Source organism: Shewanella acanthi (assembly GCF_019457475.1).
GTDB classification, from domain to species: Bacteria; Pseudomonadota; Gammaproteobacteria; order Enterobacterales; family Shewanellaceae; genus Shewanella; species Shewanella acanthi.
Genome location: NZ_CP080413.1, coordinates 2752955 through 2767620 on the forward strand (window position 1 = coordinate 2752955; position 14666 = coordinate 2767620).

The following is a 14666-nucleotide window of genomic DNA, read 5'->3' on the forward strand; positions in this document are numbered from 1 at the left end:
AAGCCCAACATGACAAACGCAACACTCGATAACAATAAACTCAGTCCTTGGCCATGGCAGGTGAGCGATGCCGCCATTAGCTTCGATGCCGAAACGTTAAGTAAAAAACTCAAAGATCTCAATCAGGCCTGCTACTTGGTCAATCATGCCGAAAAGGGCTTAGGCATTGCCCAAAGCGCCGAGGTTGTCGGCCTTGCTGAGCCTCAAAGTGCTAAGGAACTTGAGTCAAATCATGGATGGCACCCAGTGAGCGCCTTCGCCCCCGCCCTTGGCACCCAAAGCTTAGGTGACAGTAATTTTCGCCGCGTGCATGGAGTAAAATACGCCTACTACGCGGGCGCGATGGCCAATGGTATTGCCTCGGAAGAGCTAGTTATCGCCCTAGGGCAAGCAGGTATATTGTGCTCCTTTGGCGCGGCGGGACTAATCCCATCTCGAGTCGAAGCGGCCATTAACCGCATTCAAGCGGCACTACCCAATGGCCCTTACGCCTTTAACTTAATTCACAGCCCGAGCGAACCCGCCCTAGAGCGTGGTAGCGTTGAGCTATTCCTCAAGCATAAAGTGCGCACGGTTGAAGCCTCCGCCTTCCTCGCCTTAACGCCGCAAATCGTTTACTACCGCGCCGCGGGGTTAAGCCGCGATGCCAATGGCGAGATTGTGATTGGCAATAAAGTGATAGCGAAAATCAGCCGCACCGAAGTCGCCACTAAGTTTATGGAGCCAGCTCCAGTCAAAATGCTGCAGCAATTGGTCAATGAAGGGCTTATCAGCGAAGACCAAATGGCGATGGCGCAATCAGTGCCTATGGCCGATGACATTACCGCAGAAGCCGATTCCGGTGGTCACACCGACAATCGCCCACTGGTTACTTTGCTGCCCACCATCTTGGCCCTTAAGGATGCAATCCAAGCCAAATACCAATACAAAACCCCCATTCGCGTCGGTGCGGGCGGTGGTATCGGTACGCCCGATGCGGCGCTCGCCACCTTCAACATGGGCGCGGCCTACATAGTCACAGGCTCGATTAACCAAGCCTGCGTCGAAGCGGGCGCGAGCGAGCATACCCGTAAGTTACTCTCGACCACGGAAATGGCCGATGTGACTATGGCGCCAGCCGCCGATATGTTCGAAATGGGCGTTAAATTACAAGTCGTTAAGCGCGGCACCCTGTTCCCTATGCGGGCCAACAAACTCTATGAGATTTACACCCGCTATGACTCAATCGAAGCCATCCCCTTGGATGAGCGTCAAAAGCTTGAAGAGCAGGTTTTTCGCGCATCCCTAGATGAAATTTGGGCGGGCACGGTTGCCCACTTTAATGAGCGCGATCCTAAGCAAATCGAGCGCGCATTGGATAATCCAAAACGCAAGATGGCACTGATTTTCCGCTGGTATTTGGGTCTTTCGAGCCGCTGGTCAAACACGGGCGAAATCGGCCGTGAAATGGATTATCAAATTTGGGCTGGTCCTGCACTTGGCGCCTTTAATGCCTGGGCCAAGGGCAGCTACTTAGACGATTACCGCGAGCGAAATGCGGTCGATTTAGCGAAACACTTAATGCTCGGCGCCGCCTATCAGGCGCGAATTAACCTGTTGTTATCCCAAGGAGTGACAATTCCTGTGAGCCTGCAACGCTGGAAACCATTACAGCGCTGCTAACTGTTGTATCAGTTTTAAGATACCATAATCAATAAAACCAGCTGCGGCTGGTTTTATTGTTGCTAAGCATGAAATACTCACCCAGCGCTTAAGGTCAAACCTATCACATGGGCTCTTCTTCCTTGGCCATACTGAAGCTAAATTCATAGAAGTGCTGACCATTTTCGATGGTGATGGCCATATTGCCGTAGAGTCCGGTTAATTCCCCCGCCCCAGAGTTAGGGATAACCTCAAGGTGCAAGCGGTTTTGACCATCGGTCATAATGCCAAAGTGTTGCAACACAAAACTGCCCTGCTTACCACAAAGTTTGCCGACAAATTGCTCTATCGCCACATAGCCTGCAGAGCCCTTTTTCGCGGTCATGGCGCTTAGCATTTCCCCTTGGCTGCGCCCTTCGAGCTCCCCTATGAAGGCTTTATCTAAGGTCATGCGGCCAAGATTCATCCCGCCCACACCCGTTGCATAGGCAGAGTGTGGTTCAAGCTTTACCTCGAATGTCCCGCTGACTTTAGTGATATCTGCATTGGTCATATCCATGACACTCTCCTTATCGTGTTATTAATTGGCATTATCAAGAGATATTCACTTCCCAAGCCCCCAACAGACTCTGAGCCATTGCTTATTTCGAATCACCTACTCGCCACCACATATGCGCTTTAAGGCTATCAAGTTAAATCAACTTAGTTCAGGGTTTAAAAAAGCAAATAACACAACTAGTTACGCAATACAGTAAACGCGGGTAAATTGCCATTTTTAAACCTTGCATGCTCGGGGTATAATCCCAGCATTAGGTCAAGCTTATTGCTACCTTTATCAGATTTTCAGCGGGAAGAATGACAATTCCATGACAAACCCAAATACCAGCACACCATCTAATCCCTTCGGCGTATTAAATAAGAGCACAGCTGCGTCGTTTAATGAACAAAAAAACCTGATCAAACGTGTGTTGAAGGGACAAGCCGCCCAATGCCCCAGCTGTAAACAATCACTAAAAGTGATACTGCCCGAGCAGGTGAAGGCGGAGCAACTGGCGGGCATTTATTGCGCTAAAGGTTGTACGGATATCGAACTGGATATGGAAGCGATAGCGCAATAATCCATTGCACTCGCGCTTCTTTTTCACCTAAAACAAATTAAACAATCAGTTAGATTGCCATTGCCACTCAAGCAGCGGCGCTTTGGTTTCTCCGCCTCTTAAACTCACCTCAAAGAGCGTGTTGGCAGGAATAACCCCAACTCCCTTAGGGGTGCCCGTCATGACTATATCGCCATCTTCTAAACTAAAAATCGATTGCAGCTCAGTTAAGATGGTGGCGGGGCTATAGATCATCAAATCCGCATGGCCAAGCTGCGTAGTTTCACCATTGATTTTTAATTCAAATTCAAATGGCATACTGGCATCTTTAATGGCTACAAAGGGGCTGAATAGCGCCGCACCATCGAAGGCCTTAGCTTTTTCCCAGGGTAATCCCTTAGCTTTAAGCTTGTTTTGCAGCTCACGCTTTGTGAGATCGAGTCCAATGCCCACATGGCTAAAACGCCCTTGCTCAAACATGAAACACAGCTCAGTTTCAAAGTGCAGCACATCCTCTAAATGGTGACTGTTGAGGGTGTCTGACAGCGCCGAATTAGGTTTTAGGAACACCACCATATCCTCAGGCACTTCATTACCTAACTCGTGGATATGGTCCACATAGTTTCGACCAATACAGAGAATTTTACTCGGGCTCACGGTACCTTCTGGGGTCAAGACTGATTTCATTTCATTCCTTAAAAGTGGTGGAATACAGAGCGTACTTACGCATATTCCATTAAGAATTCATCGAGCTGCTCGTTTGCCATCTCAATTTCATCCCCCTCAAATTGGGCGATATGGAACATGCCTTCCCCCTCATTGGTAACGGGGATATTGCTAATGCCGATAATAATGCCATCGGTCGGCGCGCGAATCGCGACGCTGTCGCCGCCGTGTGGGCTCACAATATGGGCGATGATGTAGCCCTTATTCACCCGCTGGCCGAGTTTAAGTTTCATATTCACTAATCCATCGGATTCGCTGCGAACCCAATAGCTGCGAATGGCTTTTACGCTACCGCCCTTATTACTGACTCGCCCCTTAAGCATATTGAGGCTTCGCATCACATTGAGTACGCCCTTAAGGCCCGATTTAATCGATAACTCACTGAAACGTAATGCTTCACCCGCCTCGTACAAAATACACGGAATGCCCTGCTGATTGGCATAGCCTCGCATCGATACACTGCGCGCCTTTGAGTGCATGATCAGCGGCGCACCAAAGGCATTGGCCATGGCGAGCATAGTCTCATCAGTGGTATCACAGCGAATTTGCGGCAGATTGTCTCGATGAATAGCACCAGTGTGAAGGTCAATCACATGGGTGGCATGTACCAATAATTGCGTTGCGAACAAATTCGCTAAACGGCTTGCCAGCGCCCCCTTACCAGAGCCAGGAAAACAGCGGTTAAGATCGCGTCTGTCGGGCAAATAACGGGATTGCTGAATAAAACCAAAGACATTGACTATCGGCACCACAATTAAGGTACCCGATAGATTTTTAGGATTCACCCGCACAAGCAGGCGGCGACAAATTTCGATACCGTTAAGTTCATCGCCATGGATTGCGGCGCAAACTAACAGGATTGGCCCGGGTTTTAAGCCGTGGAAAACTTCGACATAGATATCGAGTTGGGTATCGGTATACAGCTTTGCGGCGGGCAGTTTTATCCCCAGCTGAGTCCCGGCACTGACCTTATTCCCAGCCAGTTCAAATGCTTCACGTTTTTTTGCCATAGAGACTCCCTGATGCACTTTGCCCCAATGCCCGCTTCCCCTTAAAACTGAGACAGTTTAGAAACAAACATACCGAGCAAACTAATCCTAATCAAAGGCTTAAATCTAAATCTTTGGGGTACATAATGCCATAGGTGATGAAACGGCTTAAAGCCCTGCTTGCTGATTATGACAGACTATGTTGTTCCTCTTAGGAAAAAAATGCCCATAAAAAAACCGTCCCATGCTGTATGGGACGGTTTTTGAGATACGAATTTGGAAGGAGAACTTAAGACTTCTTCACAAAGCAAGTCAGAATCACAATACGAGTGCCATTGACACGGCCTTCGATATGTTCTGGATTGTTAGTCAAAGAGATATTGCGCACCGCGGTGCCGCGTTTAGCCACAAAACTGGTGCCCTTAACGTTTAAGTCTTTGATGATCACCACAGTATCTCCAGCGTTTAGCACCGCGCCATTACTGTCTAAGGTCGGTGGTGTATCTTCACTGGCCGCTGCGGCTTCTGCATCGCCCCATGTTTTTAGATCGTCTTCTAAATACAACATGTCGAGCAGATCCTGCGCCCAGCTTTCACTGTTTAAGCGCTTCAGCATACGGTAGGACATCACCTGCACCGCAGGAACTGGACTCCACATGCTATCGTTCAGACAACGCCAGTGATTCATGTCCATAGTATCTGGTGCTGCAATTTGACTACTGCAGGTTTCGCAAATCATGATCTCGTTTTCGCGGCCATCCGATGCGGGTAAGTCATAAATAGAGAGTTCAACATCACTCCCACAGAGTTCACATTTGCCACCGCAGCGACTTAGCAATTCATTTTCAGTCATTTTTTGCGCCTACATACCTAATAAAAAACGAATTATGCCATAAATTCACTATACACGGCAGGGGCTTAGCACAAATATCCCTACTTTATCTAAGCATAAAAATTAAACTGTGATCGGCTATCTAAAATTTTGTCCTTATTAATCAATCTCTAATATCGCCCCTATTGCGAGTCATACAACAGTGTACAAAGAAAGAGGATTCACTTAATTGTGAACTAAAGCACACTCACCTTTTCAAATAATCCTATTTTTTAAGCCGTTTTTAAGTAAACAACTCGCCTGTGCTGACTCTGCAATATAAGATCCCACCTAAAATCTACAGATTGCGCGCCAAAATACGGACAATTTCACATGGCTAACCAAACCTCTAACGCTCCCTTCTCAAACGATTGCCTAGATTTTTTAACCCGCTTAAGTCAGAACAATGACAGAGAATGGTTTAAGACCCATCAAGCAGAATACGAAGACAAGGTAAGAAGCCCTGCCCTTAAATTGATTGAGCAAATTCAGCCCCTTATTCTCGACATTTCACCGCGGCTAACGGCAGTCGCCAAAAAGGTGGGTGGCAGTTTGATGCGCCCGCAACGGGACAGCCGCTTTAGCCACGATAAGACGCCCTATAAGACCAATGTCGGGATCCAATTCCGCCATTTTCAGGGCAAAGATGTGCATGCTCCAGGCCTCTATTTGCATATTGCAACCGATGGTTGTTTTATTGCTGCGGGTATGTGGCATCCCGAATCCAAGGCGCTCAGTGCCATTCGTACCTGCCTCGATGAAAACCCCAATAGCTATAAAAAGGCCAAAGCCTGTCTTGAAGCGCATGGATTTCAGATGGATGGCGACAGTTTAACTCGGCCGCCTAAGGGATTTGATAAGCATCATCCAATGCTTAGTGAACTTAAACGAAAAGATTTTATTGCAGTTAAACCCTTCGATTTTTCGCTTTTATGCCAAGAGGATGCTGCAAGTGTGCTAGCCAAGGAATTTAGCCATTGCCGCCAATTGATGGCCTATCTCTGCTTTGCACTTGAACTGGATTTTTGATGTGCGAAATGAGTTAAGTCATTACATTAAGTCATTAAACCAAACTGATTAAAGCGATGCCAGCGGCTTACTAAGGCCGCTGCAGGCTCGTTAAATAAGCCTCTAATACCGAATAGGCATTATCTAGAAGGGCGTATTCCCCCGCCTTACCCAGTACTCGGATCCCCTGTAATTGCAGCACCAGAAACGCGGCAATGTCCTTAATCGATAACGTTTGGGAAAGCTCGCCTTTAGCCTGACTATGGCTTAACACTTGGATGAAGCGCTGTTGTAACTGCGCCATCAAACGCTGGCATTCCTGCTGAACGCAATCATCGTCGAGACACTTCTCAAGGATGGCATTTTGCATAAAGCAGCCAAATTTTTGCTCCCGCTGAACATCGATAAAACCTCTCAAATACGCTTTTAATTCAGCTATTCCCGCCTCTTGATGAAGCAGCTTATCTTGCGCTCCAAAGGACACATGCTCGAGATAAAACCGCAGGCACTCGCGGTACAGAGTCTGTTTATCGCCAAAGCTGTTGTAGATACTGAAACGGTTAATCCCTAAATGGTCGACCAAATCGGCAATCGAGGTTTGCGCAAAGCCCTTTTGCCAGAAAAGATCCATCGCCTGGGTTAATTTTTCCTGCCTATCAAAATTGCACGTTCGCGCCATGATTACCCATCCACTTAATACCTAAATAACACCCTTTTCGGCACAAAATCATTCTTGACTGACCGTTTAGATATGACGTAAATTTTATCCTAACCGAACGTTCAGTTAAAGCCCAATTTAATTGCACCAGATGATACAACAAAGGAATCAGCATGAAGCTTTATGAATTAGCCCCAACCCCGAGTGCGCGCCGTGTGAGTATTTTCCTTGCCGAAAAAGGTATAGAAGTGCCAAGGGTTCATGTGGATATTCGTGGTGGCGAAAACCTTAGCCCAGAATTTAAAGCCAAAAGTTTAAATGGCCGTATTCCCCTGCTCGAACTCGACGATGGCAGCTACCTATGTGAATCCGTAGCCATTTGCCGCTATCTAGAAGAAATTCATCCAAGCGAAACTTCACTCTTTGGTAACTCGCCACTGGAGCGTGCTAAGGTTGAAATGTGGCAACGCATCATCGAACTTCAAGGGATCACCGCGGGCTTTCAAGCCTTTAGAAACCTGACGGGCGTCTATAAAGACCGTGAAACCTGTGTCGAAGCCTGGGGCACAGAGTCACGTAAGCGTGTCGTTGAATTTCTGCCAACATTGGAAAACCAATTGGCACAATCCCCCTATGTTGCTGGCGAAAACTTCAGCATCGCCGATATTTCCGCCTTTGTATTTATTAGCTTTATCAAAAACCTTGAGATCCACACCGAAGGTAATCTGCCGCATATCCATGCTTGGTATCAAAAAATTGCCCAGCGCCCAGCGGTACTGTCACTGACTCCTAAAAACTAAGCTTGTTAATCCAATCTGTTAACTTACAGTATTAACGGGAATGAAATGATTGATTTATACACAGCCGCAACACCCAACGGCTTTAAGATTTCCATCGCATTGGAAGAAATGGGCCTAGAATACCGTGTGCATCAGCTAGATTTGACCAGCAATGAGCAGAAACAACCTGAGTTTCTCGCCATCAATCCCAACGGTCGCATCCCTGCGATTATCGACCGCGATAACGATGACTTCACAGTGTTCGAGTCAGGCGCCATTCTGCTTTACTTAGCTGAAAAAACGGGGAAGTTTTTGCCAACTGATGCGAAAAAACGATCGCAGGTCATTCAATGGTTAATGTTCCAAATGAGTGGCGTCGGCCCCATGATGGGTCAGGCGAATGTGTTCTACCGCTACTTTCCTGAAAAAATCCCCGCCGCCATTGAACGTTATCAAAAGGAAGGTCGCCGTCTGTTTGAGGTAATGAATACCCAATTAGCCACACATCAATATCTCGCGGGGGATGAATATACCATCGCCGATATCGCGACTTGGCCCTGGGTACGTATTCACGAGTGGAGCGGTGTGGATATGCAAGGATTACCACACCTTCAGCGTTGGCTCGACGAATTAGCCCAAAGACCCGCCTGTCAGAAGGGCATTGTCACGCCGCCGCCATCGAATCTCAGTGACGAAGAGCGCGCGAAACAAATCCAAAAGATGGTGACTAAATAGTATTAATGTTTAAAAACAAGGTTAAGCCCCAAAGACTCAACGTCATTTGGGGCTTTTTACTGCCAGTAAGATGTAAAACTGCTACACTCTGCACCATTTTTGGCACAACTCCGTCGCGCAAAGCCTAAGCTTAGCGAGTTACCGAGACATTAATCAGGCTACTTTTATGGGCAATCCAACCAGCTTATCTCAACCAACGACTCATGATACATCCTCAGCTATGGGCTTAAATGTGGATACTCACACCCCTTCACAAAAACGCGCACTAAGCTACGCAAATACCATTAAGCAATTGTTTGATGACATTTTCTCGAGCAAGCAACCCGCCGACCGCGTACTTGCCAACTACTTTAGGGAACATAAAAAGCACGGTTCAAAGGATCGCAAGGTCATCCGCGAATCGCTATTTAGCCTATTTCGTTGGTGGGGTTGGTTTAAAAAGTTAGAAGATAACCAAATTAGCAGCTTCTTTGCCAAGCTCTCGGCCGCCGCATTAATCGAAGCTCACCCTTGGCAGGATATCGCTAAGGCTTGGCATGAATTAGCCCAATTAAGCACGGACTTTGAAGCGCTTCAATCCCTTGATGTTGATAGTCTTGATGGCAAGTTAGCTCTTGCCCAAAAACTCTTCCCGAGTGCGCTGTTTGCGCTTGAAGATCTACTGCCTAACTGGTTTTGGGATGTGTGCCCTATTGCACCAGAACGTAAAGCACAACTGATCGAAGCCATGGTCAGTCGCCCACCGATTTGGGGACGTGCTCAAGGCATCAGCAGCCAAAGCGCGGTAACTCAATTGCAGCAGTTGGGGATTGATGCAAGTGCGGGTCATTACTTTGATGATGCCTTAAGCCTCGGTTCTAAAAGCATAAACCTTAATGAAATCTCGCTTTATAAAGACGGAAAAATTGAGATCCAAGATTTAGCTTCCCAGGTAATAGGCCAAACCTGTGCGCCAAAACCTGCCGATAATTGGTGGGATACTTGCAGCGGCGCGGGCGGAAAAACATTGCAACTGCGCTCATTAATGCAAATTGAAGCCAAATCGCAGAAGGTTAAACTCTCGGGCTCAATTATTTCCTCAGATATTCGCTCCCATGCGTTGGAGGAACTCACTAAACGCGCTTCACGGGCCAAATTCGACGGTATTCAAGTCGCCCGCTGGAAGAGTGATGCCCTACCAGTGCCAAGCAAGCATTTCGATGGCGTGTTAGTGGATGCCCCCTGCAGCTGTACTGGCACTTGGCGCCGAAATCCCGATATGCGCTGGCTAGATTCAGTCGAAGCCGTTACCGATAAAGCTGCACTGCAACTCGATATTTTGAGTCGCAGTAGCCAGGCGGTAAAACCTGCGGGCACATTAGTATATGCCACCTGCTCGCTGTCCCCCATTGAAAACGAAGACGTCGTGAAGGCATTTTTACAGCAACACAGCGAATTCAGCCTAGTGCCTGTTAAGCACCCCTTTACCGGTGAACAAACAGAAATGTTGACCGTCTGGCCCTTTGAAGCTAACAGCGATGGGATGTTTGTTGCGCGAATGCAGCGTAAGCTTTAGTCCTAACTCCTTCTTTTTTATTAGAACTTGGCGCTCGCTCTAAGAGCGCCCCTTCCCATAACATCTCTTTCAGTTATTTTTACTCATTATTTATCAATAAGATAATTTTATACGCCATTAATTTAAGCGCTTTGTCCTAATTGCATGTATTAAAAGGAGCTTATTGGACAAAACTTTTCACCATCAGCGAAGAAATATTTCGCTTTAGCTTACCCTTTCCTTTGGGTAAAAAGATCGAGTGCTACAAATGGCACAGGTATTTTTGGAATTTTGACCATGTCACACTCCTATCAATTTGACGACGATGATGCGCCATGGGGCGATCACGTTAAAGGTAAACAAAAGAACAAACGCGTAAAACAACGTCGCAGGGACACCAAGCGTCGTTATTCGGATGACTCAGAGGTGGATTTTTACCAATATAAAACCAAATAATCACCTGCAACTCTGATTTGCCCTCGCAAATTCTCGCTCATCCCTAACGGCTCATAAAGCCTGTCAAATTACAGCAAGTTGGTTAACTCCAACTTGCTAATTTATTTCAACATATCTCCTCAATTTGCACTTGAAAACTCTTAAATTTACCAGCGCAAAATCACTTGCTGAGTTATTTTCCCTGTATAAGCAATCGCAAAATTAAATTGCATAAGCTCAAGTTATTCATTCATAAATTGATTAGAATATAGGAGGTAAATCTGGAACCTTGAAACCGAAACTGAGTGAAGGTATGCCGCAATCATGCAATTGGCCTCGAGCCACATCAGTACAACCCATGACGCTTTTATAAACGATGACTGTTAATCGTCAGTATTTTTCGATAAAGCCAAGCCCTAAATCCCTATAGCGCCCTACTTTTTAGTGGTAACCATTTCGTGATAAAAGCACCTCCATTATTGTTGATATTAGCCGCGCAGTTAATGATTGCTAGCGGTAACCTCTTAGTAAAATTGCTTGAAACCAGTGCGCCCGTGTTTCAACTAGTGCTTTATCGTCAGTTATTTGCCACCTTGCTGGTGCTGCCGTTTGTCTGGAGATTGCAGGGCAATTTAAAAATCAGTCCCTTCTATAAAGTGCACTTAAGCCGAGCGCTGCTGATTGGTCTCGGGAATGCCATTTTTATGCTGGCAGTATTGCATCTGCCACTCGCGACCGTCACCGCGGTGATTTACACCTCTCCGCTAATGCTACTGGTACTGTCAGCAATATTCTTAAAGGAGCGCATAGGTTATCGGCGTACTGTGGCAGGGATTATCGGCTTTACGGGGATTTTGCTTATCTCGCAACCGACCGAATTTAACCTCTATATTGGTTTAGCCTTTTTCGGCGCCATGACTACAGCCTTGAATAGTTTGATCCTTAAAACCTATTCCACCCACGAGCATCCCTTCTCGACCCTATTCTGGTCGAATGCCTTTGCCATGGTGTTTTTAATTCCGGCCACTTGGTATGAGGGCGCCGAATTTAGCCTGCCTGTCGCCAAAGTGGGATTAACTCTAGGCCTCTTTTATGTCGGCATGACCTACTGCATCATTCACGCCTATCGACGCGCCGATGCCAGCCAAATGGCCCCCGTTGAATATACAGGGCTGATTTTTGCGGCAATTTTAGGATGGTGCTTCTTAGATGAAAGCATTAGCCTATTGGTCTTTATTGGCATTTTATTGGTGATTTTTTCATCCATTTTGCCAAGTTATAGTGAACTTAAGTCCAGATGGAAAAGCCGGCAAAGGTAACCTTCGCCGGCTTTTATCAATAAACAATGTTTTTCTTTGGTGCTACACGAGACCGCTTTTGTGATTAGAAGCGGAATTTGCCGCCAATATACACACCGTCTTCAAATGTGAAGTTATGCTCGTGGGCATAACGGTCATGATCGTAGTCGTAACCAATTTTGTGGTAACCCACATAGAATGCCATGTTTGGTTTCAGGCGGTATTGCACCTTCGCATCAAGCTCATACTGGCCATCGACATCACCAAAGGACAGTACTGATGGCGCGAAATAGGCCGCAGCATGCAAGGAAATATTTTGATTTAGCGTCAGCGCATAACGACCGCCCACAGAGATGGTGCTGCCGTTAGGAGTGTAGAAAGACCACAATTGACTTAACTTACCACCCACTTCGAAGTGATGTACGCCAGCATCATAGGTCATGTGCAGTGCACCCGATGCGATATGGCCGCTATCGTCAGAATAGGTGTAACCTAATACCCCATTGATATCCTTATCAACTTGCAGTTCTAACTCCGTCAGCACTACATCGTTGTTCAGTCCAACATTTAATTCCGTTGCGTTCGCTTGTAGCGCGGCTGCGCCCAATAATAAGACACTTGCTAGTTTGAACTTAGCCATAAAAACACCTTCATAATGACCATGGGTTAATGGCGCGCATCATACCGAATAAAACGAAGAAATTTGCTGATTTTGAGCTGAACAGAAAGTAATTGAGGATTTTTGAAGCAAATTAATATAAAAACCAAACATAAAAAGATCAAATAAGCGTCCATTTTAAAACATTTATTTAACCTGCACGCGATCCCCCACCAGATTAAGCATCATCCGCTCAATATCAAGTTGAGGATCAAGGGCTAAGTAAAACCAACCTATGGTATTACCTGTACCTCGAATACTGAGATAGTTACGCCAAAACCGGAATCCCGCCTTAAGCAAATTAACTCGACTGGCAGTATTTTCGTCGCGAATAGTAGCAAACAACAATTTGATATTTAAGGATTTAGCGACTTCGATACGCTTGAGGGTCAAGTCCTGAGCAATCCCCTGACGTCGATAAAGTGGCGCAACGACCAAATAGCCAAGCTCGCCAACTATGCCCTCGCCCGCTTTAATTGCGGCGCAGCCAACAATCTCCCCTTGAAGGTTTTTAGCTAGGACAACCGCCCTTGAGCGAGCAAATACGCTATGGTCTAGCGGGTGGGCGTTATCATCACGGTTCTCTATCAGCTGAGCAGCTGCTGCTAATTCGGCATCGTTTTGACACAGCACGTACTGAAACCTATTCATCTATCACACGACTCTCACGCCCAATCTCAAACCGAGTTATCCAGTATCTAACAATGCTTATACCCATCACAGATAAAGCACAGTCGCCAAACCTAAGAAAGTGAAAAAACCCACCACATCGGTGACTGTGGTTAAGATCACCGAACCGGAAAGTGCCGCGTCCTGATTAAATCGCTGTAAAATCATCGGCACAAACACACCCGCCAATGCCGCCACCGCCATATTGATTAAAATCGCGCAGCCGATGACAATGCCTATAGTAGTGTCGGCAAACCACCAGCCAGCAACAATACCAATCACAATAGCCCACAGCGTGCCATTAACGAGGCCAATCCCCAGCTCGTTCTTCATTAAGGAGAACAAGTTACCCGCCGAGATCTGCCCCATTGCCATACCGCGGATCATCAGTGTTAACGACTGACTACCAGCAATCCCGCCCATGGAGGCAACAATTGGCATCAATACCGCTAAGGCAACCACCTGTGAAAGCACATTCTCAAATAAACCAATAGTCGCCGAGGCTAAAAATGCGGTAAGTAAATTGATCCCAAGCCATACGGCGCGGCGCTGCGCCCCCTTCACAATGGGGGCGAATAAGTCGTCGGATTCATCCATACCGGCCGTTGCCATTAACTGGGCTTCATAATGTTCACGCACCAGCGCCGTTGCGGCCCGTAATGTCACTCGGCCAATGAGTTCGCCCTCTTCATCAATAACCGGCAATTCAATTTCTCGGCTATGTTCAATCGCCTCTGCGGCATCGAGCAAAGTGGTATCGGCCATTAGGGCACGGCTATCTTCGGAGAGTAAGGAAATTAATAACTCATCAGGATCATGCTTAAAAATATCGTAGCGCCTAACGGTGCCAAGGTACTTATCGTCTTCGTCGACAATAAACAGATTATCGTTACAATCGAGTTCAATCCGTCGAAAGAATCGCTGCGCTTGGGCAACAGTCGCCTTGTCGCTCAGCACCAACATTTGGTGATCGGTATAACGACCAATCTCGTTCTCAGAATATTGATCATATAACTCGAAGCGCTGACGTTGACGCTCGCCCATTTGTGCCAGCGCGCGATCGGTAAAACTCTCGGGGAGATAGTCACTCCACTCAATCAAATCCTCAGGACTCAATTGAGCAAACAGCAGATCCACCTCATTGTCGGGCATCTGCTTTAGGATCCCCATCCGAGGATCGGCGCGCATTAAGCTTAAAACCGTGACTCGCTCGCCAAATTCAACCTGTTGCCAACGCTCGTAACGCTCATCTAAGGGCAAGGATTCCAGTGCGAGGGCGATGGTACCAGGTTCCGCCTCCCCTAAAATTTCACTGAAAACTTCAGCCTGTTCTTCCCCTTCAACTTCTGTAAGTTGTTGAACGACTTGCCCTACATCGGCTTGAGTATTGGTTTCGTATTCGGCTTCATACTCAGTCACGTAAAGGCCCTTCTGCTGCTTAAAAAAATTTAGCGTAACTATATGGATATTTGAGATATTTGGCAAACCCGCAAAATACCTTGCACACAAATATATTGTTTGTAACTTATATATTCACTATGCTGAATTATCACATTTAAGGAGTTAAC

16 protein-coding genes are annotated in these 14666 nt (G+C 46.7%); 8 read left to right on the plus strand and 8 right to left on the minus strand.

The window, feature by feature from the left end; all coding sequences use genetic code 11:
- The first annotated feature begins 9 nt into the window (after positions 1-9).
- Positions 10-1662 (plus strand): eicosapentaenoate synthase subunit PfaD, encoded by a 1653-nt coding sequence (pfaD, locus tag K0H61_RS11980; protein WP_220049525.1) that lies wholly within the window; start codon positions 10-12, stop codon positions 1660-1662.
- 103 nt (positions 1663-1765) lie between these two features.
- Here the strand turns inward: pfaD and K0H61_RS11985 are convergent, their stop codons facing one another.
- On the minus strand, positions 1766-2200 hold the full coding sequence (locus K0H61_RS11985; RefSeq protein WP_434086588.1) for a DUF3224 domain-containing protein: 435 nt from the start codon (positions 2198-2200) through the stop codon (positions 1766-1768).
- A 307-nt stretch (positions 2201-2507) separates the two neighbouring features.
- On the opposite strand from K0H61_RS11985, the gene K0H61_RS11990 reads away from it, so the two are divergent.
- Positions 2508-2759: a hypothetical protein gene (locus K0H61_RS11990; RefSeq protein WP_220049527.1), complete on the plus strand. Its 252-nt coding sequence runs from the start codon at positions 2508-2510 to the stop codon at positions 2757-2759.
- A gap of 45 nt (positions 2760-2804) precedes the next feature.
- On the opposite strand, the gene K0H61_RS11995 is transcribed toward K0H61_RS11990, so the two are convergent.
- From K0H61_RS11995 to K0H61_RS12005, 3 genes are all read right to left on the minus strand, one after another.
- Complete coding sequence (locus tag K0H61_RS11995) at positions 2805-3425, minus strand: fumarylacetoacetate hydrolase family protein (RefSeq protein ID WP_220049529.1); 621 nt, start codon at positions 3423-3425, stop codon at positions 2805-2807.
- Positions 3426-3460: 35 nt separating this feature from the next.
- Positions 3461-4474, minus strand: coding sequence for a succinylglutamate desuccinylase/aspartoacylase family protein (locus K0H61_RS12000; protein ID WP_220049530.1), 1014 nt, complete (start codon positions 4472-4474; stop codon positions 3461-3463).
- A gap of 268 nt (positions 4475-4742) precedes the next feature.
- The gene (locus K0H61_RS12005; RefSeq protein ID WP_220049532.1) at positions 4743-5306 is read right to left on the minus strand and encodes a PhnA domain-containing protein; all 564 of its coding nucleotides are present in this window, start codon (positions 5304-5306) and stop codon (positions 4743-4745) included.
- A gap of 351 nt (positions 5307-5657) precedes the next feature.
- Here K0H61_RS12005 and K0H61_RS12010 point away from each other — a divergent pair, with 351 nt between their 5' ends.
- Positions 5658-6353 (plus strand): DUF2461 domain-containing protein, encoded by a 696-nt coding sequence (locus tag K0H61_RS12010; protein WP_220049534.1) that lies wholly within the window; start codon positions 5658-5660, stop codon positions 6351-6353.
- A 70-nt stretch (positions 6354-6423) separates the two neighbouring features.
- Here the strand turns inward: K0H61_RS12010 and K0H61_RS12015 are convergent, their stop codons facing one another.
- Entirely contained in the window at positions 6424-7011 is a 588-nt protein-coding gene (locus K0H61_RS12015; RefSeq protein ID WP_220049536.1) for a TetR/AcrR family transcriptional regulator, read from the minus strand.
- Positions 7012-7163: 152 nt separating this feature from the next.
- On the opposite strand from K0H61_RS12015, the gene K0H61_RS12020 reads away from it, so the two are divergent.
- The 5 genes from K0H61_RS12020 to K0H61_RS12040 all read left to right on the plus strand — a co-directional run bounded on the left by K0H61_RS12020 (position 7164) and on the right by K0H61_RS12040 (position 11792).
- Complete coding sequence (locus tag K0H61_RS12020) at positions 7164-7790, plus strand: glutathione S-transferase family protein (protein ID WP_220049538.1); 627 nt, start codon at positions 7164-7166, stop codon at positions 7788-7790.
- Between the two features lie 45 nt (positions 7791-7835).
- The gene (locus tag K0H61_RS12025; protein WP_220049539.1) at positions 7836-8504 is read left to right on the plus strand and encodes a glutathione S-transferase family protein; all 669 of its coding nucleotides are present in this window, start codon (positions 7836-7838) and stop codon (positions 8502-8504) included.
- Positions 8505-8670: 166 nt separating this feature from the next.
- The gene (locus K0H61_RS12030; protein ID WP_220049541.1) at positions 8671-10059 is read left to right on the plus strand and encodes an RsmB/NOP family class I SAM-dependent RNA methyltransferase; all 1389 of its coding nucleotides are present in this window, start codon (positions 8671-8673) and stop codon (positions 10057-10059) included.
- Positions 10060-10335: 276 nt separating this feature from the next.
- Positions 10336-10494, plus strand: coding sequence for a small highly charged protein (locus tag K0H61_RS12035; protein WP_220049542.1), 159 nt, complete (start codon positions 10336-10338; stop codon positions 10492-10494).
- Between the two features lie 440 nt (positions 10495-10934).
- Positions 10935-11792 (plus strand): DMT family transporter, encoded by an 858-nt coding sequence (locus K0H61_RS12040; RefSeq protein WP_350355044.1) that lies wholly within the window; start codon positions 10935-10937, stop codon positions 11790-11792.
- 64 nt (positions 11793-11856) lie between these two features.
- Here K0H61_RS12040 and K0H61_RS12045 read toward each other — a convergent pair whose 3' ends face one another.
- From K0H61_RS12045 to K0H61_RS12055, 3 genes are all read right to left on the minus strand, one after another.
- Positions 11857-12411, minus strand: coding sequence for a YfaZ family outer membrane protein (locus tag K0H61_RS12045; RefSeq protein WP_220049543.1), 555 nt, complete (start codon positions 12409-12411; stop codon positions 11857-11859).
- Positions 12412-12576: 165 nt separating this feature from the next.
- Positions 12577-13080, minus strand: a complete 504-nt coding sequence (locus K0H61_RS12050) for a GNAT family N-acetyltransferase (RefSeq protein WP_220049545.1) — start codon at positions 13078-13080, stop codon at positions 12577-12579.
- A 66-nt stretch (positions 13081-13146) separates the two neighbouring features.
- Positions 13147-14517, minus strand: coding sequence for a magnesium transporter (locus tag K0H61_RS12055; RefSeq protein ID WP_220049547.1), 1371 nt, complete (start codon positions 14515-14517; stop codon positions 13147-13149).
- Positions 14518-14666: the final 149 nt, after the last annotated feature.

Coding starts and splice junctions, on each gene's coding strand:
- pfaD (WP_220049525.1), top strand. CDS start 10: ATGACAAACGCAACACTCGATAACAATAAACTCAGTCCTTGGCCATGG.
- K0H61_RS11985 (WP_434086588.1), bottom strand. CDS start 2,200: ATGGATATGACCAATGCAGATATCACTAAAGTCAGCGGGACATTCGAG.
- K0H61_RS11990 (WP_220049527.1), top strand. CDS start 2,508: ATGACAAACCCAAATACCAGCACACCATCTAATCCCTTCGGCGTATTA.
- K0H61_RS11995 (WP_220049529.1), bottom strand. CDS start 3,425: ATGAAATCAGTCTTGACCCCAGAAGGTACCGTGAGCCCGAGTAAAATT.
- K0H61_RS12000 (WP_220049530.1), bottom strand. CDS start 4,474: ATGGCAAAAAAACGTGAAGCATTTGAACTGGCTGGGAATAAGGTCAGT.
- K0H61_RS12005 (WP_220049532.1), bottom strand. CDS start 5,306: ATGACTGAAAATGAATTGCTAAGTCGCTGCGGTGGCAAATGTGAACTC.
- K0H61_RS12010 (WP_220049534.1), top strand. CDS start 5,658: ATGGCTAACCAAACCTCTAACGCTCCCTTCTCAAACGATTGCCTAGAT.
- K0H61_RS12015 (WP_220049536.1), bottom strand. CDS start 7,011: ATGGCGCGAACGTGCAATTTTGATAGGCAGGAAAAATTAACCCAGGCG.
- K0H61_RS12020 (WP_220049538.1), top strand. CDS start 7,164: ATGAAGCTTTATGAATTAGCCCCAACCCCGAGTGCGCGCCGTGTGAGT.
- K0H61_RS12025 (WP_220049539.1), top strand. CDS start 7,836: ATGATTGATTTATACACAGCCGCAACACCCAACGGCTTTAAGATTTCC.
- K0H61_RS12030 (WP_220049541.1), top strand. CDS start 8,671: ATGGGCAATCCAACCAGCTTATCTCAACCAACGACTCATGATACATCC.
- K0H61_RS12035 (WP_220049542.1), top strand. CDS start 10,336: ATGTCACACTCCTATCAATTTGACGACGATGATGCGCCATGGGGCGAT.
- K0H61_RS12045 (WP_220049543.1), bottom strand. CDS start 12,411: ATGGCTAAGTTCAAACTAGCAAGTGTCTTATTATTGGGCGCAGCCGCG.
- K0H61_RS12050 (WP_220049545.1), bottom strand. CDS start 13,080: ATGAATAGGTTTCAGTACGTGCTGTGTCAAAACGATGCCGAATTAGCA.